Source organism: Rhodococcus sp. AZ1, from assembly GCF_054979605.1.
Map to the genome: position 1 here is coordinate 126667 of NZ_JBUEQF010000002.1, position 23127 is coordinate 149793.

At 65.8% G+C, this 23127-nt stretch carries 19 protein-coding genes; 18 read left to right on the top strand and 1 reads right to left on the bottom strand.

Annotated elements, in window-relative coordinates; genetic code table 11:
• Window positions 1-3: 3 nt before the first annotated feature.
• Both ACY48E_RS03090 and ACY48E_RS03095 read left to right on the top strand, forming a co-directional pair.
• The gene (locus ACY48E_RS03090) at window positions 4-1293 is read left to right on the top strand and encodes a lipase family protein (RefSeq protein ID WP_462870630.1); all 1290 of its coding nucleotides are present in this window, start codon (window positions 4-6) and stop codon (window positions 1291-1293) included.
• 10 nt (window positions 1294-1303) lie between these two features.
• Window positions 1304-2521 (top strand): lipase family protein, encoded by a 1218-nt coding sequence (locus tag ACY48E_RS03095; protein ID WP_462870631.1) that lies wholly within the window; start codon window positions 1304-1306, stop codon window positions 2519-2521.
• Window positions 2522-2557: 36 nt separating this feature from the next.
• Here ACY48E_RS03095 and ACY48E_RS03100 read toward each other — a convergent pair whose 3' ends face one another.
• The gene (locus ACY48E_RS03100; protein ID WP_462870632.1) at window positions 2558-3175 is read right to left on the bottom strand and encodes an acyltransferase; all 618 of its coding nucleotides are present in this window, start codon (window positions 3173-3175) and stop codon (window positions 2558-2560) included.
• Window positions 3176-3688: 513 nt separating this feature from the next.
• Between ACY48E_RS03100 and ACY48E_RS03105 the strand changes: the two genes are divergently transcribed.
• From ACY48E_RS03105 to ACY48E_RS03180, 16 genes are all read left to right on the top strand, one after another.
• Window positions 3689-4852 (top strand): glycosyltransferase, encoded by a 1164-nt coding sequence (locus ACY48E_RS03105; RefSeq protein ID WP_462870633.1) that lies wholly within the window; start codon window positions 3689-3691, stop codon window positions 4850-4852.
• 170 nt (window positions 4853-5022) lie between these two features.
• Entirely contained in the window at window positions 5023-6333 is a 1311-nt protein-coding gene (locus ACY48E_RS03110; protein WP_462870634.1) for a sensor domain-containing phosphodiesterase, read from the top strand.
• A gap of 46 nt (window positions 6334-6379) precedes the next feature.
• A complete protein-coding gene (locus ACY48E_RS03115; RefSeq protein WP_462870635.1) occupies window positions 6380-7033 on the top strand; it encodes a phosphate signaling complex PhoU family protein in 654 nt (217 codons plus the stop codon).
• Between the two features lie 258 nt (window positions 7034-7291).
• Window positions 7292-8800 carry a sugar transferase gene (locus ACY48E_RS03120; protein ID WP_462870636.1) on the top strand — a complete coding sequence of 503 codons (1509 nt, stop codon included), beginning with the start codon at window positions 7292-7294 and terminating at the stop codon, window positions 8798-8800.
• Window position 8801: 1 nt separating this feature from the next.
• Window positions 8802-9797, top strand: coding sequence for a GDP-mannose 4,6-dehydratase (locus ACY48E_RS03125; RefSeq protein WP_462870637.1), 996 nt, complete (start codon window positions 8802-8804; stop codon window positions 9795-9797).
• A complete protein-coding gene (locus tag ACY48E_RS03130) occupies window positions 9794-10708 on the top strand; it encodes a sialate O-acetylesterase (RefSeq protein ID WP_462870638.1) in 915 nt (304 codons plus the stop codon). The genes ACY48E_RS03125 and ACY48E_RS03130 overlap by 4 nt, the downstream gene beginning before the upstream one ends.
• Before the next feature lie 29 nt (window positions 10709-10737).
• Window positions 10738-11439, top strand: coding sequence for an acyltransferase (locus ACY48E_RS03135; RefSeq protein WP_462870639.1), 702 nt, complete (start codon window positions 10738-10740; stop codon window positions 11437-11439).
• Complete coding sequence (locus tag ACY48E_RS03140; protein ID WP_462870640.1) at window positions 11436-12578, top strand: glycosyltransferase family 4 protein; 1143 nt, start codon at window positions 11436-11438, stop codon at window positions 12576-12578. The genes ACY48E_RS03135 and ACY48E_RS03140 overlap by 4 nt, the downstream gene beginning before the upstream one ends.
• A gap of 177 nt (window positions 12579-12755) precedes the next feature.
• Window positions 12756-13880, top strand: a complete 1125-nt coding sequence (locus ACY48E_RS03145; RefSeq protein WP_462870641.1) for a glycosyltransferase — start codon at window positions 12756-12758, stop codon at window positions 13878-13880.
• A complete protein-coding gene (locus tag ACY48E_RS03150; RefSeq protein ID WP_462870642.1) occupies window positions 13877-14803 on the top strand; it encodes a glycosyltransferase in 927 nt (308 codons plus the stop codon). The genes ACY48E_RS03145 and ACY48E_RS03150 overlap by 4 nt, the downstream gene beginning before the upstream one ends.
• Window positions 14787-15872 carry a glycosyltransferase gene (locus ACY48E_RS03155; protein WP_462870643.1) on the top strand — a complete coding sequence of 362 codons (1086 nt, stop codon included), beginning with the start codon at window positions 14787-14789 and terminating at the stop codon, window positions 15870-15872. Before ACY48E_RS03150 ends, ACY48E_RS03155 begins: the two co-directional genes overlap by 17 nt.
• Window positions 15869-17131, top strand: coding sequence for a hypothetical protein (locus ACY48E_RS03160; RefSeq protein ID WP_462870644.1), 1263 nt, complete (start codon window positions 15869-15871; stop codon window positions 17129-17131). The genes ACY48E_RS03155 and ACY48E_RS03160 overlap by 4 nt, the downstream gene beginning before the upstream one ends.
• A gap of 8 nt (window positions 17132-17139) precedes the next feature.
• On the top strand, window positions 17140-18624 hold the full coding sequence (locus ACY48E_RS03165) for a lipopolysaccharide biosynthesis protein (protein ID WP_462870645.1): 1485 nt from the start codon (window positions 17140-17142) through the stop codon (window positions 18622-18624).
• 305 nt (window positions 18625-18929) lie between these two features.
• On the top strand, window positions 18930-20249 hold the full coding sequence (locus tag ACY48E_RS03170; protein ID WP_462870646.1) for a UDP-glucose dehydrogenase family protein: 1320 nt from the start codon (window positions 18930-18932) through the stop codon (window positions 20247-20249).
• Window positions 20219-21562 (top strand): MATE family efflux transporter, encoded by a 1344-nt coding sequence (locus ACY48E_RS03175; RefSeq protein WP_462870647.1) that lies wholly within the window; start codon window positions 20219-20221, stop codon window positions 21560-21562. The genes ACY48E_RS03170 and ACY48E_RS03175 overlap by 31 nt, the downstream gene beginning before the upstream one ends.
• A complete protein-coding gene (locus ACY48E_RS03180) occupies window positions 21559-22863 on the top strand; it encodes an O-antigen ligase family protein (RefSeq protein WP_462870648.1) in 1305 nt (434 codons plus the stop codon). The genes ACY48E_RS03175 and ACY48E_RS03180 overlap by 4 nt, the downstream gene beginning before the upstream one ends.
• Window positions 22864-23127 lie beyond the last annotated feature (264 nt).

Sequence of the window (23127 nt, forward strand, 5' to 3'; positions counted from 1 at the left end):
TTGATGGTGGGGGTGAAGCGGTGTGCTGCCGCGCTCATGACCGTGGGGGTCATGGTGGTATCGGTGACCTCGTGCGGATCCGTCGAGTCCAGCGGTGAGTACGTCAAGCCTGATGTGACCACGGCATCGGCGCCGCCGTCGGTCAGTGCGGCACCCGAGGGTCCCGGCGGGGCGTTCCCGCGGATCGGCGGCAACACTCCGGGATCGTTGACCTCGGTGCAGCCGTTCGACACCGTGGAGCAGCGCATTCGCGAGACGGGCGCAAAGCCGTATCGCATCAAGTACATCTCCACGGGCACCAAGACCGACAAGCCGATCGAGGTCACCGGCAGTGTGTTCGTGCCCTCGGGCAAGGCACCCGACGGCGGGTGGCGGGTGGTCTCGTTCAACCACGGGAACACCGGTATCGGCCCGAACTGCGGCCCGTCGCTCTACGACGACCTGCTCAACCAGTGGTTGCCCATCACCGCGCTGCTGCTCTACGGCTACCTGGTGGTGGTGCCCGACTACGAGGGTCTCGGCTCGCCCACCTCGCCCACCCTGGCCAACCCGTTCGCCGATCAGAAGGCACTGGGCCGCAACGTGATCGATGCCGTGCGCGCGACGCGTCAGCTGGTGCCCGACGTGGGTACCAAGTGGGTCTCGTTCGGTGGTTCGCTGGGCGGGCTGGCCACGTGGGCCTCCAACGAGCAGGCGTCCACCTACGGCACCGACAGTGGACTGTCGCTGCTCGGCGCGGCGGCGTGGGTGCCGGTGGCGGATCTGACCAAGCTCCCGGCCAAGGCCGCGGACGGCTCTCTCACCCGCGATCAGTACGGGCTGTACTTCTACGCGGTGATGGCTCTCAAGGCCGTCCGGCACCCGGAGTTGGTGCTCACGGACTATCTGCACGGCAGCCTGTACGACAACCGTGATCTGCTCGCGCTGTGCACGGGACCGCGCATCCAGGAGGCGGTGAACCTGTTCAAGACCGCGCCGCCGAGCGATGTCAAACCGGTCTCGCCCGCGGCGCAGGCTCGGCTCGAGAAGTGGTTGGCGGAGATGGCGGTGCCGCAGCAGAAGGCGGCGGCACCGATGATCGTGATCTACGGTTCCGCCGACCAACTGGTCGATCAGGCGTGGATCGAGGAGGCTCTACGCAAGGCGTGTGCGAAGGGCGACCGGGTGTCGTGGTTCCTGCGGCCGGGGGAGGGGCACGGCGACATCGATGCCTCCGCTGCCATCCCCTGGGTGGCGTCGCGGTTCGACGGCCAGGATGCGCTGGACATGTGCCCGTCCGGCGGGCCTGCGTGACGGGGGTGTGATGGTGTCGAGTATCGGACGACGGCGTGCGATCGCCGCCGTGGCGGCGATGGCTGCGGTGACTGCCCTGCTGGTGGGATGCTCGAGGAAGACCACCGGTGACGCGGTGTCGGAACCGGGGCCGGTGCCGGGTGTGGACATGTCGGGAACCGGGCCGGGGTCGCTGGTCTCGGCAACCACGTTCCCCAGCGTCGATGCGAGTGTGCGCACGCTCAGTGCTCGCGCGGTGAAGGTGACCTATCGCTCCACCTCGGGGATCGACGGGTCCGCCACCGAGGTCACGGGCGCTGTCTTCGTCCCGGCCGGTCAGGCCCCACCGGGGGGTTGGCCGGTGATGGCGATCGCGCACGGTACCTCGGGCATCCTGGCCGACTGCTCGCCCACCGGCACGCCCGATCTGGCGGGGTCGGCGGTGCTCGTCGCCTCGTATCTGAAGATCGGTTTCGCGGTGGCGTTCACCGACTACCAGGGTCTCGGTGGGCCGGGGGTACATCCGTACCTCGATGCGAAGACCGCTGGGCTCAACGTGATCGACTCGGTGCGCGCGTTGCGCAAGGTCAGCTCGGCCGTGGGGAACCGGTGGGGCGCATTCGGTGGCTCCCAGGGCGGCGGTGCCACGTGGGCGGCCAACGAGCAGGCTGCCACCTACGCGCCGGAGCTGTCGTTGGTCGGCACGGTGGCGCTGGTGCCGGCGGCGGACATGTCCGGACTGGTGGACAAGGCAGTGGCGGGCACGTTGACCACCGATCAGCAGGCGGCGTACATCTGGATGCTCAACCGTATTGCGGTGCTGTACCCGGACCTCGCGCTCGACGACTACCGGCGCGGGGAGGTCAAGGACAACTGGGATGCGTTGGCGGTGTGCGCGGGCCCCCTGGCCAGTACGCGTGCCGCGGCACTGAAGGCCACCGACGCGGGCATGCTCACCCCGGCCTCGAAACAGGCCGCGGACAAGTTGCGCAAGATCCTGCAGGGCTGGGCCCTGCCGCAGAAGAAGCTGTCGGCACCGATGACGGTGTACTACGCGGGCGCAGACACCTTCATCGACCCTGCGTGGACGCGTAATGCGATCGCCAAGGCATGCAAGTCGGGCGGGGTCGTCCTCTCGACCTTCCAGCCCGACAAGGGCCACGGCGATATCGACGGCAATGCGTCCGTCCAGTGGATCGGCGAGCGGTTCACCGGAGCCACTCCGGCGCCCAGCAACTGCGGGAAGTAGCACTCCGAGCTGCCCGGCACCCCCGGGTCCGATGGCTCAGTAGAGCAGGGGCCGAAAGGTCGGGTGGTACTCGAGGGTGGACTTGCGCACCCCGAGCGGCTTGGCGGGCACGCCGCCCACGATGGCCATGGGTGCCACATCCGTGCGCACCAGCGAGCAGGCGGCCACCACGGCGCCGGGCGCGATGTCGACGCCCGCGAGCACGGTGGCGCGGCTGGCGATCCAGGCGTGGTGGCCGATGGTGATGTGGGCGAGGTAGCGGCCGAAGTCGTCGGAGTCCACCACGTGATGCCCGGCCACGATCTGCACGTCGGAGGCGATCACCACGTCGTCGGAGATGGTCAGTCCGCCGCGCCCGTCGAGCAGGCATCGAGATCCGATCGAGCAGTTGTCGCCCACGCTCAGCATCTGCATGCCCAGCACGCGGGTGCCCATCATGATCGAGGTGCCGGTGCCGATCTTCATGCCGAACGCGCGCAGCCAGGTCTGGCGAACCCAGTGGGACGGGATGAACGTGATGATGAAGTTGAACAGGCGCTCGCCGATCTGCTCGCGGGCGTTGGTGGGGATCTGGTCGGTCTCGATCCGCGGCGGCCGGACGTAGTCGGCGGCGGCAGGGCTCTGGGCGGGGGTCTGGGGATCGGGCGCGCTCACGCGGTTCTCCTCACTCGTGGTTGACGCCAATACTCGCACGCTGTGCCGCCGCATCGCTGTGTTGCCGTGTTGCTGTGGCGAACACCCGGGGAATCACCGGATTGAGGTGTGATAAATCACCATGATTCATTCCTATCGGTCTGTTCAGTCAGGTAATTGTCCAGCACTTCCGTTCGTCGTGAAATGATTTCTTTACCGATCCTTAAGGTTGACGATCGGTCTGTTTCGGCTGGTTGGACCGACTTGTAGTCGCACAACAGACCCGAAGGCTTCCTGAATCGTTGGTTTCTCTGCTATACCTACTGCGAGGTAACGATCGTTCGACTGTCAGCGATGCAGATGACACCGGAACTCCGCACAATGTTCTCTGAAATGAGACGAAACAATTCGAGCGGAATGTGTGTTGGGAAGTTTCAATGGACGGGTGCAGAGCAGCGCATCCGTCGCAGTCCAGTCACCGAGGCAGTCCAGTCACAGGGGTCGGACCCGGTGGCCGTCCGAAGGAAGTACGCCATGAAGATCGTGCACATCTCCGAAGCCTTCGGTGGTGGGCTGCGCAGCGCCATCGTCAACTACGTTGCCGGCGCGCCCGAGCACGAGCACACGCTGTTCGTTCGCACTCGTGAGGGGCACGAGACCCTCGACGTTCCCGCGTCCGCCCACATGAACACCTACGACGGCGACATGGGCTCGTTCTTCACCGCCGCTCGCCGCTTCGTGATGGACGGCGATTACGACATCGTTCACCTGCACTCGAGCTACGCCGGGGTGCTGCGCGCCTTCCTGCCGCGCCACACGCGCATCGTCTACTCCCCGCACTGCTACGCCATCGAGGCCGATCACCCGCTCTACAAGCGCGCCGCGTACTGGACCGTCGAGCGGCTGCTGGCCCAGCGCGAGCAGATGCTGATGGCCGTGAGCCCGCGCGAGCTGCAGATCGGCCACCGCCTGCGCCCGTCGATGCCCAGCCGGGAGGTGCCCAACGCCGCGATGCCGATGGCGCCGGCCGAGCGCACCCCGGCCGCTGCCGGTGCGCGCCCCCGCGTGGTGATGATCGGCCGGATCGCGCCGCAGAAGGATCCGCGGTTCTTCGCCGACGTGTGCCGTCGTGTCGGGTCGGAGAACTACGAGTTCGTCTGGATCGGGGAGGGCACCGAGGGCCGCGAGCACCTCGAGGACGCCGGCGTGACCATCACCGGGTGGCTCAGCCCCGAGGACACCCGCGCAGTGCTGTGTTCGGCGGATCTCTACCTGCACTCCGCTGCGTGGGAGGGTGCGCCGCTGTCGACCCTCGAGGCTGCGGACATGGGGTGCCCGGTCATCAGCCGCACGATCCCGAGCATGCAGTCGTTGGACTACCCGCAGGCCGGCCGCACTCCGGCCGAGGCCGCGACGGCCGTGACGCGCTTCTTCACCGACGCCGAGTACGCCGCGACGGTCCGTTCGCGTACCGCGCAGATCGCGGTCGACTACGGGTTCGACTCGATGGCCACCGCCGTCCGGATGGCCTACGCCTTCGCCGGTACTCGCCTGGCCGGGCCGGACCGCGGACGTGCCGATCTCACCGCCGTCGACGGGTCGGCGCCGCGCGGTCGCCTCGCTCGCTCCGCCGGCCGGGCCGGTGCTGCGGTGGCTGCAGTCGCCATGATCGCGAGCATGACCCCGACCCCTCGGTGAGTTAGGCATTCCGCGATACAAAAAGGTCGCCGCCCCGTTCCTGATCGCCGAATCGGGACCGCTGTAACTTTTTCGGCCCTCCAACCCATACAGGGGTGGAGTAGTACCGAAGACTGATGAGGACGGCCTCATCCGTGGTCGCTCCCATGACACCGCGGAGGAGGGCCTGGATGTACCGATCACGTCGTCAGCGCCAGTCCGAATCCGCACGTCACTACGTAGATTTCTCTCAGAACTACCCCACGCTCGACGCCGTGGTGAACCTGGCGGCATCGACCCTGGGCTTCCGGTTCGCGATGATCAACATCCTCGACGCGGACTCGATGTACACACTCGCTCGCGCCGGGTTCAGCGACAGGTTCGAGTTCGTTCATCCCCGGATGGCGTCGAACTGTCACTTCGTCATGGGGTCCAATCTGGTGATCGGCATCTCCGATTCGTCCCGGATCGACGTCACGCTCTCGCCGGAGGAGTTCGAGACCGCCGCGCACATGACCAGCGTGGGCGTGGCCAGCTACCTCGGCGTACCGCTGCGCGGTCGGGAAGGGGTGGTGGTGGGAACCCTGTGCGTGCTCGATGTCGAGCCGCGCACCATCGACGCCTACACGCGCGAGACGCTGCTCGGGTTCGCCACCATCGTCGAGGACCAGCTCGAGACCGTCCGCAGCAGCACCATCGGTGGCGCGCGGCGCGCGGCCGCGGAGTTGGCCGAGGCGCTCGACGCAGGCGAGATAGTGCCCTGGTTCCAGCCGATCATGGACATGCGCAGCGGGCGCGTGGTGGCCCTCGAGGCTCTCGCTCGTCGTCGACACTCCTCGGGCCGCATCGACTCTCCCGGTGAGTTCCTCGCCGACTGCGTCGATTCCGATCTGGTGCTCGATGTCGATCACAGCATCCTCGAGCAGTCCCTGATCCACCTGCGCACCTGGCATCGCATGTACCCGGGGCTGGTGCTCAACTCCAACCTCTCGGCCCGTCACCTCGGCCACGGGGACCGTCGCCGGCAGCTCACCGAGATCGTCTTCGCGGCCGGTGTGCGTCCGCAGTCGGTGAGGTTCGAGCTCACCGAGACCGCGGCCCACGTCGACACTGCGCGAATTGCCGATTTCGTCGACGATCTGCGCGCCGACGGCTTCGGAGTGCAGCTCGACGACATCGGCATCGGGTACTCGTCGCTGCAGCGGCTGCTCGAGCTGCCGGTGGACGGCTTCAAGATCGACGCGGCGATTGCGCGTCGTCTGGGTACCTCGGCGGGTGATTCGATGGTGCGTGCACTGGTTGCTCTCGCCCGCGACACCGACCGCACGTTGGCCATCGAGGGCATCGAGACCTGGGAGCAGGCCGCCCTGGCCCGGCGCAACGGGTGCTGGTTGGCGCAGGGTTACCTGTACTCCAAGCCGGTTCCGGCGGATGAGGTCGCGGGCCTGTTGGGGATGCCGATGGCGAGCGATCCGGTTCTGACTGTCATCAAAACAGGGTGAGTGTTAGGTTTGTCGCCGACCGACAGACTTCTTTGGAGACCAGCACATGAGAACCGCGTACGGGGAACAGCTCGACGAGCTCACCCACTATCTGTGCGACCTCGCGCGCGAGGCCGGTGAGGCCATCGACGGTGCGTCCGCGGGTCTGCTCGGCCCCGCGCTCGATCGCGCGGAGGACGTGATCTCGCGGGCGGAGTACATCGAGGCGCTCGGCGCGAAGGCCGAGGATCATGCCGTCACGCTGCTGGCGCTGCAGTCACCGGTGGCCGTCGATTTGCGACGAGTGTTCTCGGCGGTGCGGATGTCCGGTGATCTGGCACGAATGGGCGGGCTCGCGGTGCATATCGCCGAATCGGTACGGCGTCGCCATCCCGAATCCATTCTTCCGGACGGGTTGGTCTCGTCCTTCACCGAGCTCGCCCAGCTCACCCACACGGTGGCGGTCAAGTTGCAGCGGGCGCTCGAGTCCACCGACCTGGATCCGATCCGGGACCTCGAGCAGCTGGTGAACCGAGTGGATCTGTTGCACAACAACGCGATTGCGTACGTCTCGGTGGACGGGCGGGTGCCCGATGTCACCAGTGCGGTCGACGTGGCACTGCTGTGCCGCTTCTACCAGCGCTTCGTGTACCAGGGAATGGATGTCGCCAATCGTGTGGTGTTCCTAGTGGAAGGGTCCATGCCGCCGGTCGTGCCCTGATCGTCCGTCGAGTTTCCGCTTATTGTTCGTTTAGTTATCGACATCACATTGGTTCGTGATCGGGTAACGATTCCGCCGCCGACGACGACGGATGTTTCGTACGATCCGAGCAGATGGAACAGTTTTCGGCTCCCGTTCTGTTCATTCGTGTGATGGAAGACACGGCAGTCGACAGGACACCGGTCTTCGCCTTCTTTAGGGTTGGCTCCGAGACACCGGTGTCGACACCGTCGAGCGAGAACAGAACGAGGATTGTCGATGGCTACGATCGAATCGTCTGCAGCAGCGTCCACCGGTTCCGGTCGCTCGCGCGCCACGAGCTCGCGGCGTGACTGGGAGCACGGCTACGTGGTGGGCCTGCGCATCACCGACTCGCTGATCATCGTCGCGTCCATTGCCATCGCTCACTTCGTTCGGTTCGGCTCCAGCGCAGAGGTCGTCGACTACACCGCCATCAACTACTCGTCCCTGTCGGTGGCACTAGCCGCGGCCTGGGTGGTGATGATGGCCGTCTACCGCACCCGCTCGCCGCACGTTCTCTCCGCCGGCGCCGAGGAGTACCGCCGGGTCATCTCCGCTTCCCTGCGTCTGTTCGGCATCGTCGCCATCGTCTCGCTGCTGTTCAAGCTCGACATTGCACGCGGTTACCTCGCCATCGCCCTGCCGGTGGGTCTGCTCGGATTGCTGCTCGGTCGGTGGATGTGGCGCCAGAAGCTCGCGCGCAGTCGGCACAGGGGCAAGTACCAGACGGCGGTGGTGATTGTGGGCAGCCGTACGTCCGCGGTGTCGATGGCCCGCTCCTTCGCCCGTGAGCCCGCATCGGGCTACGCGGTGGTGGGGGTGTGCCTGCCCGAGTACCAGGCCGAGAGCGTGCGCAACATCTCCGAGGGCGCGCTGACCGTCGACGGTTTCGACATCCCGGTCTACGGCAACGAGCACGACGTGGTGGCCGCGATCGAGGCGTCGGGTGCTGACATGGTGGCCGTCACCGCCACCGATCACATCGGTCACCAGGGCATCCGCCGGCTGGTGTGGGACCTCGAGAAGAAGGACGTCGACCTCGTGGTCGCGCCCGGCGTGGTCGACGTGGCCGGCCCGCGTCTGCACATGCGTCCGGTGGCCGGTCTGCCCCTGATTCACGTGGAGAAGCCGCAGTACAACGGTGCAACCCGCTTCTCGAAGACGTTCTTCGACATGGTCTTCGCTGCCGCGGCGCTGGTGTTCGTCTCGCCGGTCTTCCTGGTGGTGGCCATCATCATCAAGCTCACCAGCAAGGGGCCGGTCTTCTACAAGTCCGAGCGCATGGGCCTGGACGGCAAGCCGTTCCAGATGATCAAGTTCCGCAGCATGGTCCAGGACGCCGACAAGCAGATCGCCACGCTCATCGAGCAGAACGAGAGCGAGGGCGGTGTGCTGTTCAAGATGCGCGACGACCCGCGGGTGACCCCCATCGGCAAGATCATGCGTCGGCTCTCCATCGACGAGTTGCCGCAGTTCATCAACGTTCTCAAGCGCGAGATGTCGGTGGTGGGCCCGCGTCCGCCGCTGCGCCGCGAGGTCGAGACCTACGACGGCGACGTGCGTCGGCGCCTGCTGGTCAAGCCCGGTGTCACCGGCCTGTGGCAGGTGAGTGGCCGCTCCGACCTGTCGTGGGAGGAGACGGTGCGTCTCGATTTGTCCTACGTGGAGAACTGGTCCATGACCGGGGATATGCTGATCGTGTTCAAGACCGTGAAGGCAGTGCTGAGGAGTGACGGGGCGTATTGATGTGAACTCTGGCGACGCGCCGGCCCACAAGCCGGTGGCGATGATCACCGGAGTCGGGGGGCAGGACGGGACGTATCTCGCCGAACTGCTGGTGTCGCTGGGTTGGTCGGTACACGGCATCACCCGACCGGGCGGTGCCTCGCACCCTCTGCTATCGCACCTGGCCGGTGTGCGTATGCATTCGCAGGACATCTCCGAGGCCCGCGTGGCCAACGGAGTGGTGCGAATGATCGCCCCGGACTACATCTTCCATCTCGCCGGTATCTCCTCGGTGTGGCGCTCGTGGCAGGACCCTGTGCAGACCACCCGGGTCAACGGGGTGTCGGCGGCCGGCCTGTTGAACGCGGCGCTGGCCCATCAGGAGGCCACCGGCAATCGGGTGGTGTTCGTCAACGCGTCGTCGGCGGAGATCTTCGCCGGGTCCGGTGAATCGCCGCAGACCGAGCGCACGCGTATGGTGCCCACCTCGCCGTACGGCGCGTCGAAGACGCTCTCGCACAACCTCGTTCAGGTGTACCGCTCCAAGGGTCTCGAGGGGATCAACGCGATCCTCTACAACCACGAGTCCCCGCGTCGGCCCGATACCTTCGTCACCCGGAAGATCACCAAGGCGGTCGCCGCCATCGCTGCAGGGCAGCAGGATTCGCTGTCGTTGGGCAACCTGGCCATCCAACGCGACTGGGGGTGGGCGCCGGACTTCGTGCAGGCGCTGCTCGCCATGGCGCAGTACGGCAAGGGCGACGACTTCGTGGTGGCCACCGGGCAGGCGCATTCGATCGGCGACTTCGTGACTGCCGCGTTCGCCGCGGTGGGTATCGACGACTGGTCGTCGCTGGTGAAGTCCGACCCGGACCTGGCGCGGCCCGCTGATTCGGCAGTGATGGTGGGGGATGCGAGCAAGGCGCGCGAGGTGCTCGGCTGGAGCCCGTCGATGACCTTCGAGGACATCGTGGCCGCGATGGTTACGCACGACGTAGGAGAACTCGGGTCGAGATGATCACCACGCCGCGGGGACGTGATCGTGCGGAGGATCGTCGACTACACGGCGACGCCTCTCGTGCCTTCCAGGTGAAGATGCGAACCAAGAACACCATCAAGCGGCTCATCACGTCGGCGCCTGCCGTGCCGCATCCCGAGGGCCGGTACCTGGTGGTGCCGGTGTTGGGGCAGTCCAATGCGCAGGGCAACGGGTTCCCCATCGATCCGGAGGGCCTCGACGCGCCGCATCCGATGGTGCACCAGTGGGCGGCGTACGGGCGCCGGCGCGGACGCATCGTGCTGGCCACCGAGCCGCTGATGCACCAGATCCCCGGCAAGGGAGTGGGGTTCGCGCTCACCTTCGCCAAGCATCTGGCCGCCGACACCGGGCGCCCGGTGCTGCTGGTTCCGTGCGCGCGCGGCGATTCGTCCTTCTACCCCAAGAACGGCTTCACCTGGAACCCGGCGGACACAACCACGCGCACCAACCTCTTCGCCAATGCCGTCGTGCAGATCGATCGCGCCTGCCGCGCGGTGTCCGCCCGGAGCGCCGATCGGGGCGATGAGGCGGCCGAGGTGGCGGCCTTCCTGTGGCATCAGGGTGAATCCGACGCGCCCCTGCTCGATGCCGACGAGTACCGCAACCAGTTCGACGACCTGATTCTGCGGCTGCGCGACCGCTACGGGATGCGCCCGTTCGTCATGGGCCGTATGGTGCCGGAGCAGATCGCCTCGGGCCATCCCGATCACGTGAACATCGATGCCGTGCACTGTGATACACCGCGTCGCCACCCTGGCGTCGTGCTCGTCGATTCTCCGGTGGGCATGGTCAACGCGCACGATCTGCACTTCAACGCGGCGGCCCAGCGGGATCTGGGCGCACGGATGTACGAGGGGTTCGCGGCGTTGGCGCGGAGTCGACGCGGTTGAGACGGTAACCGAACCGGCTGGGGGGCCTGATGATCGACGCGGTTCTCTCGCGCATCGCGAGCAGGGTCAAGGGTAGGGACTACACGATCGATCCGAACCTGGGCGGGGCGTTCCTGCTCAACCTCGGTGTGCGGCGCGCAGCCATGAAGGCCCGCGGCATGGTGCGCTTCGTCGGCCGGGGCCCGGCGCCGTCGGTGGGGAAGGGTTGTCGGTTCCGCAACAAGTCCCGTATTCGGCTGGCCCCGGGGGTGACGTTCGACGAGTCCTCGTACGTCGATGCCACGTCGACCGATGGGGTGCGGCTCGGGCGCAATTCCACGCTCGGCAAGTTCTCGCGGATCGAGTGCACAGGCTCCCTCACACACGTGGGTGTGGGGATGAGCGTGGGCGAGAACGTCGGTCTGGGAACCGACACCTTCTATGGGGCCGCGGGCGGGATCACCATCGGTGACAACACGATCGTCGGTAACTTCGTGTCCTTCCACTCGGAGAACCACGTGATCGAGCGACTGGATGTGCCGATCCGGGATCAGGGCGTCACGCGGCAGGGCATCGAGATCGGTGCGGGTTGCTGGATCGGGGCCAAGGTGACCGTGCTCGACGGTGCGGTGGTCGAGGATGGGTGTGTGGTGGCCGCCGGGTCGGTTCTGGTTGCCGGCCGCTACCGGGCGAACTCGATCTACGGCGGCGTGCCCGCGAAACTGCTCCGTACCCGGACGGCGGATCAGTGACGACGTCGGTGGTGATCGCGCACCCCACACCCGATGTGTACGGTTCGGATCTGCAGCTGCTCGAGAGTATCCGTGCACTGGCGGAAGCGAAATATGTTGTGCACCTTGTTCTCCCGTACGACGGTCCGCTGGTGCCGTTGGCACTCGAGGCCGGCGCGCAGGTGCGGTTCGCACGGTTCCCGGCCCTGCGCAAGGCGATTCTGACGCCCGTGGGCATCGTCCGTTACGCGGTCGAGGCAGTGGTGGCCATCGTGGTGGGGCTGCGGTTGCTGCGACGGATAGGGCCCGAGGTGGTCTACGTCAACACACTCACCATTCCGGTGTGGTCGGTGGCCGCTGTCCTGGCGCGGGTGCCCTCGGTGACCCACGTGCACGAGGCGGTGGACACCTCGGTTCGGGCGGTGGCGTACGTGCTCGCGTTGCCGCTGTTCCTGAGCCGCCGGATCATCACCAACAGCGCGGCGTCGTCACGGGCGATCCTGTCTCATCACCGCACCTTGGCGCCCCGCACCGAGCTGATCTACAACGGCGTACCGGAACCGGTGGGGGGCCCGGCCGCAGCGCGAGCTGGCGGGCCTTCCGAGGTGCTGCTGGTCGGTCGGCTCTCTCCCCGCAAGGGCGCCGACGTGTTGCTCGACGCCGTGGGAGCCCTGCGTGCCGAGGGCCGTGACGTGCGGGTGCGCCTGGCCGGTTCGACGTTCGAGGGGTACGAGTGGTTCGAGGATCAGTTGCGCGCTCGCGCGGCGCGGGACGACCTGGCGGGCGCGGTGCAGTTCCTGGGCTACGTGGACCCGGTTGGTCCCGTGCTGCGGACCAGTTCGATCGCGGTGGTGCCGTCGCGGGAGGAGCCGTTCGGCAACGTGGCGGTCGAAGCCCAGCTGGCGGGTGTGCCGGTGGTGGTCTCCGATGTCCAGGGTCTGGTGGAGATAGTCGGGCACGAGAGCACGGGTCTTGTGGTCCCGGCCGGTGATCCTGCCGAGCTGGCCGCCGCGTTGCGCCGGTTGATCGAGCACCCCGAGCTCGCGGAGGCGCTCGCCGAGCGGGCCCGTCAGTCCGCACGCACTCGGTTCCACCCTGATCGATATCGCGCCGACATTGTGTCTGCGGTGCGGACATGTGCGGATAGAGAACGAAATTGATTTGGTGATAACTCACATCCCAATTCCCGCGATTTCGATGATGACTGCCACCGCTTGGGATACATGACAATCCAGTGCCGCGGGGCTCGAAGTCGGCTGGAATTCAACAAGCGATACGACGCTGATCGGCGTTACTGTCCTCTGTGATAGGCGCGACACTTTGCGGTCAGGGGGGATATGTCTCGCACAGTTTCGATTATCGGTACGCGCGGTTACCCCAGCTACTACGGCGGTTTCGAGACTCTTGTCCGTCGGCTTGCGCCGTATCTGGCCGATCAGGGGTGGACCGTGCAGGTCTACGGCCGTCCCGGCGCCGTCGAGGTCGATGATCATGGCCGTGACCAGCGCGTTCGCTCGATCACCACCCGCGGGGTGAACTCGCAGAAGCTCAGCACTCTCTCCTACGGGCTCACCAGCTCCGTGCATTCGGCATACCGCCGGCCCGATGTAGCGCTGGTGATGAACGTCGCGAACGGGTTCTTCCTACCGGCCCTACGGGCGCGCGGGATACCCACGGTGGTCAACGTCGACGGCATCGAATGGCAGAGGCGGAAGTGGGGCGCGGTGGCCAAGGCGATGTTCCGGCGCGGTGCCGCGCTCACGGCCAGGTACGCCGACCACCTGGTGTTCGACGCCGAAGCGATCGGGAATTTCTGGGCCGCGGAGTTCGGTGCCACGGGAACCTTCATCCCCTACGGCGGAACTGCGGTGGGCACGCTGCCCACCGCGCTCCACGACACCGGCACCTATGCCCTGATGGTGGCGAGGCTCGTCCCGGAGAACACCGTCGAGGAGTTCCTCGTGGCGGCAGAGACCATCTCCCGAACGCACGAGGTGGTGGTGGTCGGATCGTCGGGGTTCGGCGGTCCGTTCGAGCAACGCCTGGCCACGTTGGCGGCCACCAACAGTCGGGTGACATGGCTGGGGCACGTGAAGGACGACGGGTTCCTGTTCTCCCTGTGGCAGAACGCGGGTGCCTACTTCCACGGCCACAGCGTCGGCGGTACCAATCCTGCACTGGTGCAGGCGATGGCGTGCGGAGCGCCGATCGTCGCGCGCGACACCGTCTACAACCGGGAGGTACTCGGTGAGCACGGGGTGTTCACAGCGCCGGATCCGCAGGCCATCGCCGCGAACGTGCTGTCCGTGCTCGGCGATCCTTCGGTGCGCGGGAAGCTGATCACGGACGCGCGGGAGCGGGCGCAGGCGCACTACACCTGGGACGGTGTGTGCGCCGAGTACGACAAGCTTCTCGCCTCGGCCATCAGCGAGTCTCGAGCCGGCACGGGTGTGCGGCCATGACCGCGCCGGACATCGGCGCGGTGATCGTGCACTACCACCGCGCGCCCGAGCTTCGCGTACTGGTCGAGCGCCTGCAGGTCGCGGCGGGCATTCCCGGATCCCGAATCATCATCTGCGACAACGGGTCCGCAGACGGTGAGATGGATGCGATCGAGGCGCAGTTCCCCACGGTCACGGTGATCCGGCTGCCGAACATCGGATTCGGCGCCGCGGTCAATCGGGGTGTGCAGTGTCTCGGTGACGCCGTGGATCTGATCTTCGTGGCCACCCACGAGCTGGAGTTCGCCGACACCTGTCTGGCGCAGTTGGCCCAGGTGATGGCATCGGACCCGGCGATCGGGATCGTCGGGCCCGGCCTGTGGCGCTCCGATCGCACCGATCAGGTGTGGTCGTTCGGCGGTGGACTGTCGCGGCTACGCAACCTTCCGGTGCACGAGAGGCCCTCGAGCACAGAGGTGTCCGTCGCGCGCGGGTGCCAGTGGGTGGACGGGTCCGCCACCCTGATCCGCCCGGAGGCGTTCGCCGCGGTCGGGGGCTACGCCGAGGCGTTCTTCCTCTACTTCGAGGACGTCGAGATGGGGTTGGCGATGACCGCTGCCGGGTGGTCGGTGGTGTGTGCGCCCGCCGCGGTGGCCTACCAGGCGCCGGGTGGCCACCTCGACACCCACCTCGCGGTGCGCAATCTCGGCTGGACTCTGCGGATGCACGGTCGCACCGTCGCCTACCTGCTGTGGGTGGTGGAGAACGCGGCGCGGGTGGCGGTGGGTTACGCGAGCCCGAGCCGGACCTTCCGCGAGCGGCAACGAGCTCGCGCACGAGCCCTGCGCGAGATGCTGACCCTCCCGGACGCGTTGGCCACGCGGGCGCAGCGGGTCGGGTCGGCGGCACGACGGGTGCGGGGGACATATGAGTACACCCGGTAGCGACGCCGCGGTGGCGGTGCTGTGCTGGAAGTCCTCCCTGAGCCGAGCCGACGGGGGTGGGCGGCGTGTGCAGGAACTGATCGATGTGATCAAGCAGCACAGCGCGCACCTGACGGTCACCGGAATCGGGTTGGACGAGAACACCATCTCCTCGGTGACGCACGAGTCGCGCCTGCATGCGATCAAACGGGCGATGCTGCCTGTGCCGCTGCAGTCGAGCACCACCCGAGAACTCGGCCGCATCGGTGACGCACCGGTGGCGGTGAGTTTGTTCTCGGCCGGTCACCGGTGGGCACTGACCCACGCCGAACGGACGTGGATCGACTTCCCCGACCTGTGGAGTGAGTACGCCGCGACGGCGGGGCGCATTCGTCGCGGTGTTCCGCGCCTGACGTCGGCGGCGCAGTCCGCGCTGTGGCGCCACCGGGAGAAGGTGCAGGCGCGGTGTGCCGATGCGGTGACCACCGCGTCCTATCACGACGCGCAGATCCTCGGCGGTCGCGCGCAGTGGCTACCCAACCCGGTGGCCGCTCGCGCCGAGTTCCGGTCGGCGCCGGCGTCCAACGGGCCGCTGACCTTCGGGATGCTCGCCAACTTCGACTACCCGCCCAACCGTGACGCGTACGAGGTGCTGGCGCGCACCTGGCTGCCGGTGCTACGCGGTCTCGGCGGCGCGGTGGTGGTGGCCGGGTTCGGTGCGGCATCGCTGCCGCCGGTGGACGGCATCGACAACCTCGGTGCGCTCGATGCCGTCGAGCAGTTCTACGACACGGTGACCATTGCGCTCTCGCCCGTCTCGCTCGGCGGCGGGATGAAGGTCAAGGTGGTCGAAGCCCTCACACACGGTCTGCCCGTCCTGACCACCGAGAACTCACGGCACGGGCTGCCGCCCGCGGTTGCGGCGCAGTGTGTGGACTGGGCCGATGTGGCCGCCGGGCGGATCACCGTCGACCGGATCCTCGCACGGCCGCCCGCTCCGGCTTGTCGCGCGGAGTTGGACAGGTTCAGCGTGGAGTCGTTCGTCGAGCGCGCATCGGAGATCACCCGAACCCTGGTGGGGACGCGATGAGTGTGACAACCAGGCGCAGCGGCGCGTCCACGGCAGATCCGTCGACGCAGATCCAGCGTGTTGCGGTGCGGGTGGTGGTCGCGGGCGGGCTGCTGTTCCCGGTGCTCGACTCCGTGGGAGTGGGGCCGCTGGCCCTGGCGGTGGTGGCGGCCGCGGCCGTGCGGGTGATCCCGGGGCGCGGGTCGCTGCGGCTGCCCGGCGGCTACCTGCTGCTGTTGGGCGCGCTGGTGCTGGTGGGTGCCGTGCGCGGCTGGGGCAACGCCAACTACCTGTACGACATCACGCTGCTGGTGATCGCGATGCCTGTGGTGTTCATCCTGGGCGTCCGGCTGGCCGGGCATCCCGAGCTGCTCGTGGTGGCGCGTCGAACCCTGGTGGTGATCGTGCTCGTCGCATGTGCGATGGGGGCGTACGAATACGTGAGCAACAGCTTCGCGTTGAACGTCGGCCACTTCTACACCGCGCCGCCGCGCAGTGGCCATTTCCGGGCGCGCGGGTTGTTCCCGCAGCCGCTGATCCTCGCGCTGTTCGCCGGGCTGTGCGTGCCGCTGGCGCTCGATCGGCGCACCATCGCGCGGGCGGATCTGCGGGTGCTGACCATTGCGGCGCTGGTCGGTGGAATGTTCGTGACGGGCTCGCGCGGACTGCCGCCGGTGCTCATCGCGGTACTGATCCTCTACCTGACCACGCGACTGGACGCGACGCCGGGAATACGGGTGGCGTTGGGATGGATTGCAGGGATCTCGGCCTTCCTCGTGCTGCTCATCGCGGCGGGCAATCCGTTCACCAGGCGACCGTCCGGGATCACGGCCATCTCGTCGCTCGACCCCGACACCGCGTCGGCGCAGTATCGCGCCGAGCTGTATCGGCAGATCCTGCCGGTGTTGGCGCACGATCCACTCGGTGGCGGGTTCGGCAGTGTGCGCACCGGCGTCATCGTCTTCCGGTCCACCCTGTTCGGCAAACTCGATGCCGCCAACACCGTCGACAGCGAGTGCGTGCTCATGCTGCTCAAGTTCGGTGCCGTGGGCCTGATCGCGTATGTGGTGTTGTGGGGCTTGGTGATTCGAGCAAACGTCGCGGCCGTCTCCCCCGAGTCGCTGGCCGCGCTGGTGGTGTTGTTCTCCGGCATGTTCATTGCGTTGCAGGCGTGGCTGTCGGTGGTCTTCGTTCTCGCTCTCATGGTGGGGTACATCAGCGCCCCGTCGTTGGGGGTCGTTCCCCGTGCGGGCACCGCACGCAGTTCTGCGCGCACGTGAGCGGCGCGGTGAGCAAGCACGCCCGGGCCGAACCGCCCTCGGTGGCCACCTCGATTCGATGGAACATCGCGGTGGGGCCGGTAACGCTGATCGGAAACCTGGCCCTGATCGCGCTCGCGGTGAAGGTGGGCGGTGCGAGTCCGTACGGGGTGTGGGCGATCTGCTTCGGCACCGTGGCGCTGCTCGGCCAGGCCGATCTGGGGTTCGGTACAGCCGTGGTCAGCCAGTTCGCGCGTATGCGCAGCGAGGGCCGGCTCGAGGACGAGGAAGTGGCCAAGCGCTACGCGTTCTGGGCGTTCGCGTGCATCGCCGCGGTGTTCTCGGCGGGGTTGGCCGCCGGGCTGTCGATGTACTTCGCATTCTTCGATGCCGGTTTGGACTCGCTGTGGATTCTGATCGCGGTGGCCACCGCGGCTCTGGGAGCGAGCTTCATGGCTCGGTTCTACCTATCGGTGACCCAGAGCTACGGGATCTTCCACGTGGAGCGGGTGCTGTCGATCGCCGGGTTGGTGCTGCGGGCGGCGATGCTGCTCTATGCGCTGGCCTTCTCGGGCGGGATCGTGGTGGTGGCCCTGTCGGACCTCGGCGCGCTGATCATCCTGGCGGTGGGCGCGTGGGCTTACTGCCGAGCCAACGGGTTCCTCCCCACCTCGCTGGTGATCCCACGCAACACGGCGCACATCTTCCGCTCGCTCTACCGGTTCGGCTTTCCCACCTTCGTCTCCGGGTTCGCCACGCTGCTGGCCATTCAGCTCCCCCTGTATTCCGTCGGCGCGATCGTCGGTTACGCCCAGGCCGCCGCGTTCTCGGCGTTGACGCGGGTGTTCGCGAGCGCGCGCGCGGCGTTCGGGTGGATCACCGGGCCGAGTCTTCCCGAGGTCTCACGGCTGTCGGCGATGTCCGGTGGCGGCCTGATCGCCAGGAAGAACGCGAACTCGATGATCGTGCTGGCCGGGTTCACCACCCTTGTGGTTGCGCCGCTGCTGGTGGCGGGCGGCGAGCTCTTCGGGTTGTGGTTGGGGCCCGAGTACACGGTGTACGCGCCGGCGGTGGCGGTGATGGCCGTTGCCATCTACGTCTATGCGCTGTTCCAGGCGAGTGTGGTGTTCGCGGTGGCGATGGGTCACCCGAGCGTGGTGGCGGTGCAGAGCGTGGTGTTGCTGATCCTCACCGCGGGGCAGAGCGCGTATCTCCCGCACGCGGTGGGTGTGACCGGCGGTGCGCTGGCCATCGCGATCCCTGTCATCTCGCTCTACCCCTACACCCAGATGGTGACGTCCCGGATCACCGGCCTGCGGTGGGTGCTCACCACCGCCTACTGCCTCGGCGGCCTGCTCGCCGCAGTGGTTGCGGGTCTGCTCGGTGCGTCCGCGGTGGAGATGGTCGGTGGCGGTGGTGGTCTGGTGAGCGTGGTGGCGGTGGGCATGGCCACCACGGCGGCGACGGGTGCGTATTTCGGCCTCACACGTGAGAAATTCATGTCGCGCATGTGAACTCCGAGTTTCCGGAATAGAGCGGGACGACGACTGCTCGTGGAATGTTCGATCATTCGTCACCTCACAGCCTGGTTGCTCGGCGTTGGATATGTCACTCTCCGGGCAGTCCCCGACGGAGTTCCACACTGGCTCGGGGTGTTTTCCCTGATAGAGGCGGATCGAATGCGCGCTCGATTTACTTGTTCGACAAAGCACCAAATGTGGTGCGATTGCTCGACTCGAACGTGGGGTCTGTTACCCGTACCCTTACGCCGCATGAGGTCCTCTCATGGCCAATCGACTCGACGACGGGTGGTGATCACATGCGGATAACAGTCTTCGGAACCGGCTATCTCGGTGCCACCCACGCTGCCTGCATGGCCGAGTTGGGGCACGAGGTGCTGGGCGTGGACGTCGATCCCGCCAAGCTGGCCAAGCTCGAGTCGGGTGAGGTGCCCTTCTGGGAACCGGGCCTCGAGGAGGTGCTCCAGCGCAACATCGCCGCCGGGCGCCTGCGCTTCACCTCCTCCTACGCCGAGGCCGCCGAGTTCGCCGACGTGCACTTTCTCGGTGTGGGTACCCCGCAGAAGAAGGGCGAGTTCGCCGCCGACCTCAAGTACGTCGACGCGGTGATCACCACCCTGGCGCCTCTGCTGACCCGCCCCGCGGTGATCTTCGGCAAGTCGACGGTGCCGGTGGGCACCGCCGAGCGACTGGGTGCCCTGGCGCGCGAGCTCGCGCCCGCCGGCGACGGCGTGGAGGTGGCGTGGAACCCGGAGTTCCTGCGCGAAGGCTTCGCCGTCAAGGACACCCTGCACCCGGATCGACTGGTGCTCGGCGTGGACCGCGACCGTCCGGGCCGCGCCGAGGAACTCGCGCGTGAGGTGTACGCGCAGCTGCTCGACGAGCAGATCCCGTTCCTGGTCACCGACCTGGCCACGGCTGAGCTGGTCAAGGCCTCGGCCAATGCCTTCCTGGCCACCAAGATCTCGTTCATCAACGCCATCGCCGAGGTGTGCGAGGCCGCGGGTGCCGATGTGACCGTGCTGGCCGACGCCATCGGCCACGACGAGCGCATCGGTCGCAAGTTCCTCAACGCCGGCATCGGCTTCGGTGGTGGCTGTCTGCCCAAGGACATTCGCGCGTTCATGGCGCGGGCGGGGGAGTTGGGGGCCGATCAGGCCCTGACCTTCCTGCGCGAGGTGGACAACATCAACATGCGACGACGCACCCGCATGGTGGAGCTGGCCCGCCAGGCCTGCGGTTCCCTCCTCGGGGCGCGGGTGGCCGTGCTGGGCTGCGCGTTCAAGCCCGACTCCGACGACGTGCGCGACTCCCCGGCCCTGAACGTGGCCGGCCAAATTCAGCTGCAGGGCGCCACGGTAAGCGTGTACGACCCCAAGGCCATGGACAATTCACGGGCACTCTTTCCCACCCTGAACTACTCCACCAGCACACTCGAGGCCTGCGAGGGCGCCGATGCGGTGCTGGTGCTCACGGAGTGGAAAGAGTTCAAAGAATTGCAACCCGCGATGCTGGACAGTGTTGTCCGAGTCAAGAGCATCATCGACGGTCGCAACTGTCTCGACCCCGCAGTGTGGCGGGGTGCGGGGTGGGTGTACCGGGGGTTGGGCAGATCATAGGACTACAGCAACCAACTCCAAGCACGACATCGACGTGCAATGGCCATGCGAAGCCTACATTTCTCGCAAAAGTCTTGGTCCGCTTCGGTGGCTTCAGCCTGCAGGCAGTCGACCAAGCCGTGTGCGCGGCGATCAACTTTTCAATTACACTGCTGGTCGCGCGGGTGGCTGGTGTAGAAGGCCTCGCGCAATTCAATCTAGCGTTTACGGTCTATATCGCTTTACTTGGCCTGCAACGAGCTGGACTCACCGAGCCGATAGTCGCCGCGGGGCTGCGGGTGGGCAGGCGTTTTGCCATCGCTGCTTCCGCGACCATCGCCGCCAGCATGGCGCTGGTGCTGTCGGTCATGGCATTCGTCGGTTTCGGAGGCGAATATGCCTTATGGATACCGGCATGCGTCACGGTAATTGTTTTCGATGTACTGCGTTATTTGGTTATCAGTGAAGGAAAGATCAAGATCGTGCTCATGGCGGATCTTTCATGGCTGACTGTAACCGTAGCTGGCGGCTGCCTGGCCAACGAATATGGGCAAGTAATTTTCATATGGGCGTTGGGGTGCCTCGGGGGCATGGCAATGCTTGGTATCGCGATACTACCCTTCTCGTCGGACGACACTTGGCGCGGGTTCGCGACAGCAGCCGCAGGGCGGTCGTGGGGTTCATTGCTCGAATCGATTGTCTATCAGATTTTTTGGCAGATAACGTTTGCTGCCGCTCTCCACACGGTCGATGAGCGGCTCGCCGGATATTACAGAGCAGCGCTCACAACGTTTTCCCCATTGGGGATAATGATATCCGCATATGCATTGCATCGACTGCGCCATCTCCGTCTTGATGCCAGTGGGCCACGCGACTCCATCGGTCTAGGTATTCGAACAGCGCTGCTTACAGCAACAGTAGTGGCGAGTGCAGTTCTGCTGACCCCGTTCATTTCACAGCTAATAATTGGCGATCAGAGTCTACCGCGTTGGGTAGTGTTTGCCGTTGGTCTCCAATTTCCGTTGGTCGCATTCGCTTCAATTCTTTCAACGTACCTGAAGGCCGCACGTGCGAGCGTGCGAATTCTGTACTGCAGGCTAGCTTCATCAGGAGCACTCTTGGCAACACTGGTTCATGGACTTGGTCGGCTCCCGAGCGAGGACGGGCGAAGGTTTGTCGTTCTCTCGCTACCGGCGGGGATGTACGTGTTCTGCTTAACCTTGTTGCTAGCCACATTGACTTTGAAGTCGAGCGGTCTCTTTCGTGGCCGATCGGTGACCAAGAAGCTACGCGGGCATTCCCCACTCAACCAAGAAGGGGACGGTATTCGATGATTCCTCAGGCCACTCGGACTCCGATCCAGAAGACGTTTAAGGCCGGCCGGCTTTCGCTGCTAAGCGCCACGGCAGTTGGGCTGTTCACATTGTTGTGTCTCGCGGCCTCGCAAGGAACAAGTGGGCCGCTGAGCTTTCTGAAGCCGATATCCATCCGATTGGCATTGTTGGGCGCCCTCGCTGCAGTTTCGATCTACGCGAATATGACTGGTGCACGAGCAGTCTTCGAAAGAGCGTCGACGCGAGTTTCGGTGCGCGCGGCCCTGGCGGGTCTCTTGGTCCTGTTCTCCGGTTATGCGTTCGCAATCTTGTCTACAAATGGGGCGCCACCGACACAGATCTTGGTTCTTGCGCTTTACGTCGTGCCGGCATTCATAATCTTGAGTTTGCCCGAGGACATTCAGCGCGCCCTTCCGTTCGGAGTGGTCTTGGCGGCCTTGATTCAAATCGTCTCAGCGTCGGCGTTCGGTCCGGACAGTGTGACACCGTCAGGTGTGAGTCAATTGAGTGGTGGGGTGCAGCCAAATGTGGTCGGCCTGATGGCAGCGGCGCTCGTCGCATACGGCTTTTCGGTATTCTGGATTGGACTTACGGAAATACGAAAGGGGGTTCTCACAGCGCTTGGTATTGCTTTGCTTGCTGCCGGTCTTTTCGGAATTGACGCGTCGGTCAGCCGCTCGTCTATATTTGCTGCCCTCGGAGGGATTGCTGCCGTGGTGATCGTGTCTAGGGCAAGGATGCTCTTCATGCGGATAATTTCCATCGGGGGATTTCTCTTTGTCGTTGTGCTCGTGGCATTCCCGTCAATTACCTCGGCATTCACGACCTGGTTCGTGCGGGGTGACCGAGCTTCAATCTCCAGCCTCACCGGCCGGACAACGATTTGGGATCTGTCGTTGAACTACTGGGGTGAGCGACCCTTCACGGGTTGGGGCTTCGGCGCGCTGTATGCACCGGGGTCTACAGCTGGCCAGTTCTTGACTCTCGTCCGTGGCACGAATGCTCACAATGCGCTGATGCAAATTCTCGTCGAAGTGGGAGTCGTGGGCGCGCTTCTGTACGGCGGGCTGATTGTGGTTTCGATAATTGCGCTCTTGTCACGGAGCTCGCCGATGTCGCTTGAATCCGTTTGCGCAATCTCGCTTCTCGCCGTGGTTGTCGTAAATGCGGTCGGGAGCGCCGGCTTTGCAACCAACGGTTTCGCATGGTTCATCCTACTGTCCGTCTTCAGTGCGTGCTCTGCACGAGGTGCTCATCAATCGTCCGAGGAGGTGGGGCATCGTGAAACACTTAAGCAATGAACCGGCTCTGCGCCGAAAAGTACTAATGGTCTCGTTTGCAACGCAGCCAGGACACGGAAGCGAGGGTGGAGTCGGTTGGGCTTTCCTGGCGGCTGCTCTCAAGTTGGAGGGGACGCACCTCCACGTGATCATTGATGAGCGAGATCGCATGGGCGTTGTCGAGGCTTTGCGTACAGAGAAGGTGTCTGCCGAGAACCTGACGCTTCACCCGGTCTCGATTCCGAAGATCTTCCTTCGGAGAATTGGCAATCGTCGAACGCGGCT

Bases quoted from the DNA above. Each gene is read 5' to 3' on its own strand.
- ACY48E_RS03090 (WP_462870630.1), top strand. From the start codon at position 4: ATGGTGGGGGTGAAGCGGTGTGCTGCCGCGCTCATGACCGTGGGGGTC.
- ACY48E_RS03095 (WP_462870631.1), top strand. From the start codon at position 1,304: ATGGTGTCGAGTATCGGACGACGGCGTGCGATCGCCGCCGTGGCGGCG.
- ACY48E_RS03105 (WP_462870633.1), top strand. From the start codon at position 3,689: ATGAAGATCGTGCACATCTCCGAAGCCTTCGGTGGTGGGCTGCGCAGC.
- ACY48E_RS03110 (WP_462870634.1), top strand. From the start codon at position 5,023: ATGTACCGATCACGTCGTCAGCGCCAGTCCGAATCCGCACGTCACTAC.
- ACY48E_RS03115 (WP_462870635.1), top strand. From the start codon at position 6,380: ATGAGAACCGCGTACGGGGAACAGCTCGACGAGCTCACCCACTATCTG.
- ACY48E_RS03120 (WP_462870636.1), top strand. From the start codon at position 7,292: ATGGCTACGATCGAATCGTCTGCAGCAGCGTCCACCGGTTCCGGTCGC.
- ACY48E_RS03130 (WP_462870638.1), top strand. From the start codon at position 9,794: ATGATCACCACGCCGCGGGGACGTGATCGTGCGGAGGATCGTCGACTA.
- ACY48E_RS03135 (WP_462870639.1), top strand. From the start codon at position 10,738: ATGATCGACGCGGTTCTCTCGCGCATCGCGAGCAGGGTCAAGGGTAGG.
- ACY48E_RS03145 (WP_462870641.1), top strand. From the start codon at position 12,756: ATGTCTCGCACAGTTTCGATTATCGGTACGCGCGGTTACCCCAGCTAC.
- ACY48E_RS03150 (WP_462870642.1), top strand. From the start codon at position 13,877: ATGACCGCGCCGGACATCGGCGCGGTGATCGTGCACTACCACCGCGCG.
- ACY48E_RS03155 (WP_462870643.1), top strand. From the start codon at position 14,787: ATGAGTACACCCGGTAGCGACGCCGCGGTGGCGGTGCTGTGCTGGAAG.
- ACY48E_RS03160 (WP_462870644.1), top strand. From the start codon at position 15,869: ATGAGTGTGACAACCAGGCGCAGCGGCGCGTCCACGGCAGATCCGTCG.
- ACY48E_RS03170 (WP_462870646.1), top strand. From the start codon at position 18,930: ATGCGGATAACAGTCTTCGGAACCGGCTATCTCGGTGCCACCCACGCT.
- ACY48E_RS03180 (WP_462870648.1), top strand. From the start codon at position 21,559: ATGATTCCTCAGGCCACTCGGACTCCGATCCAGAAGACGTTTAAGGCC.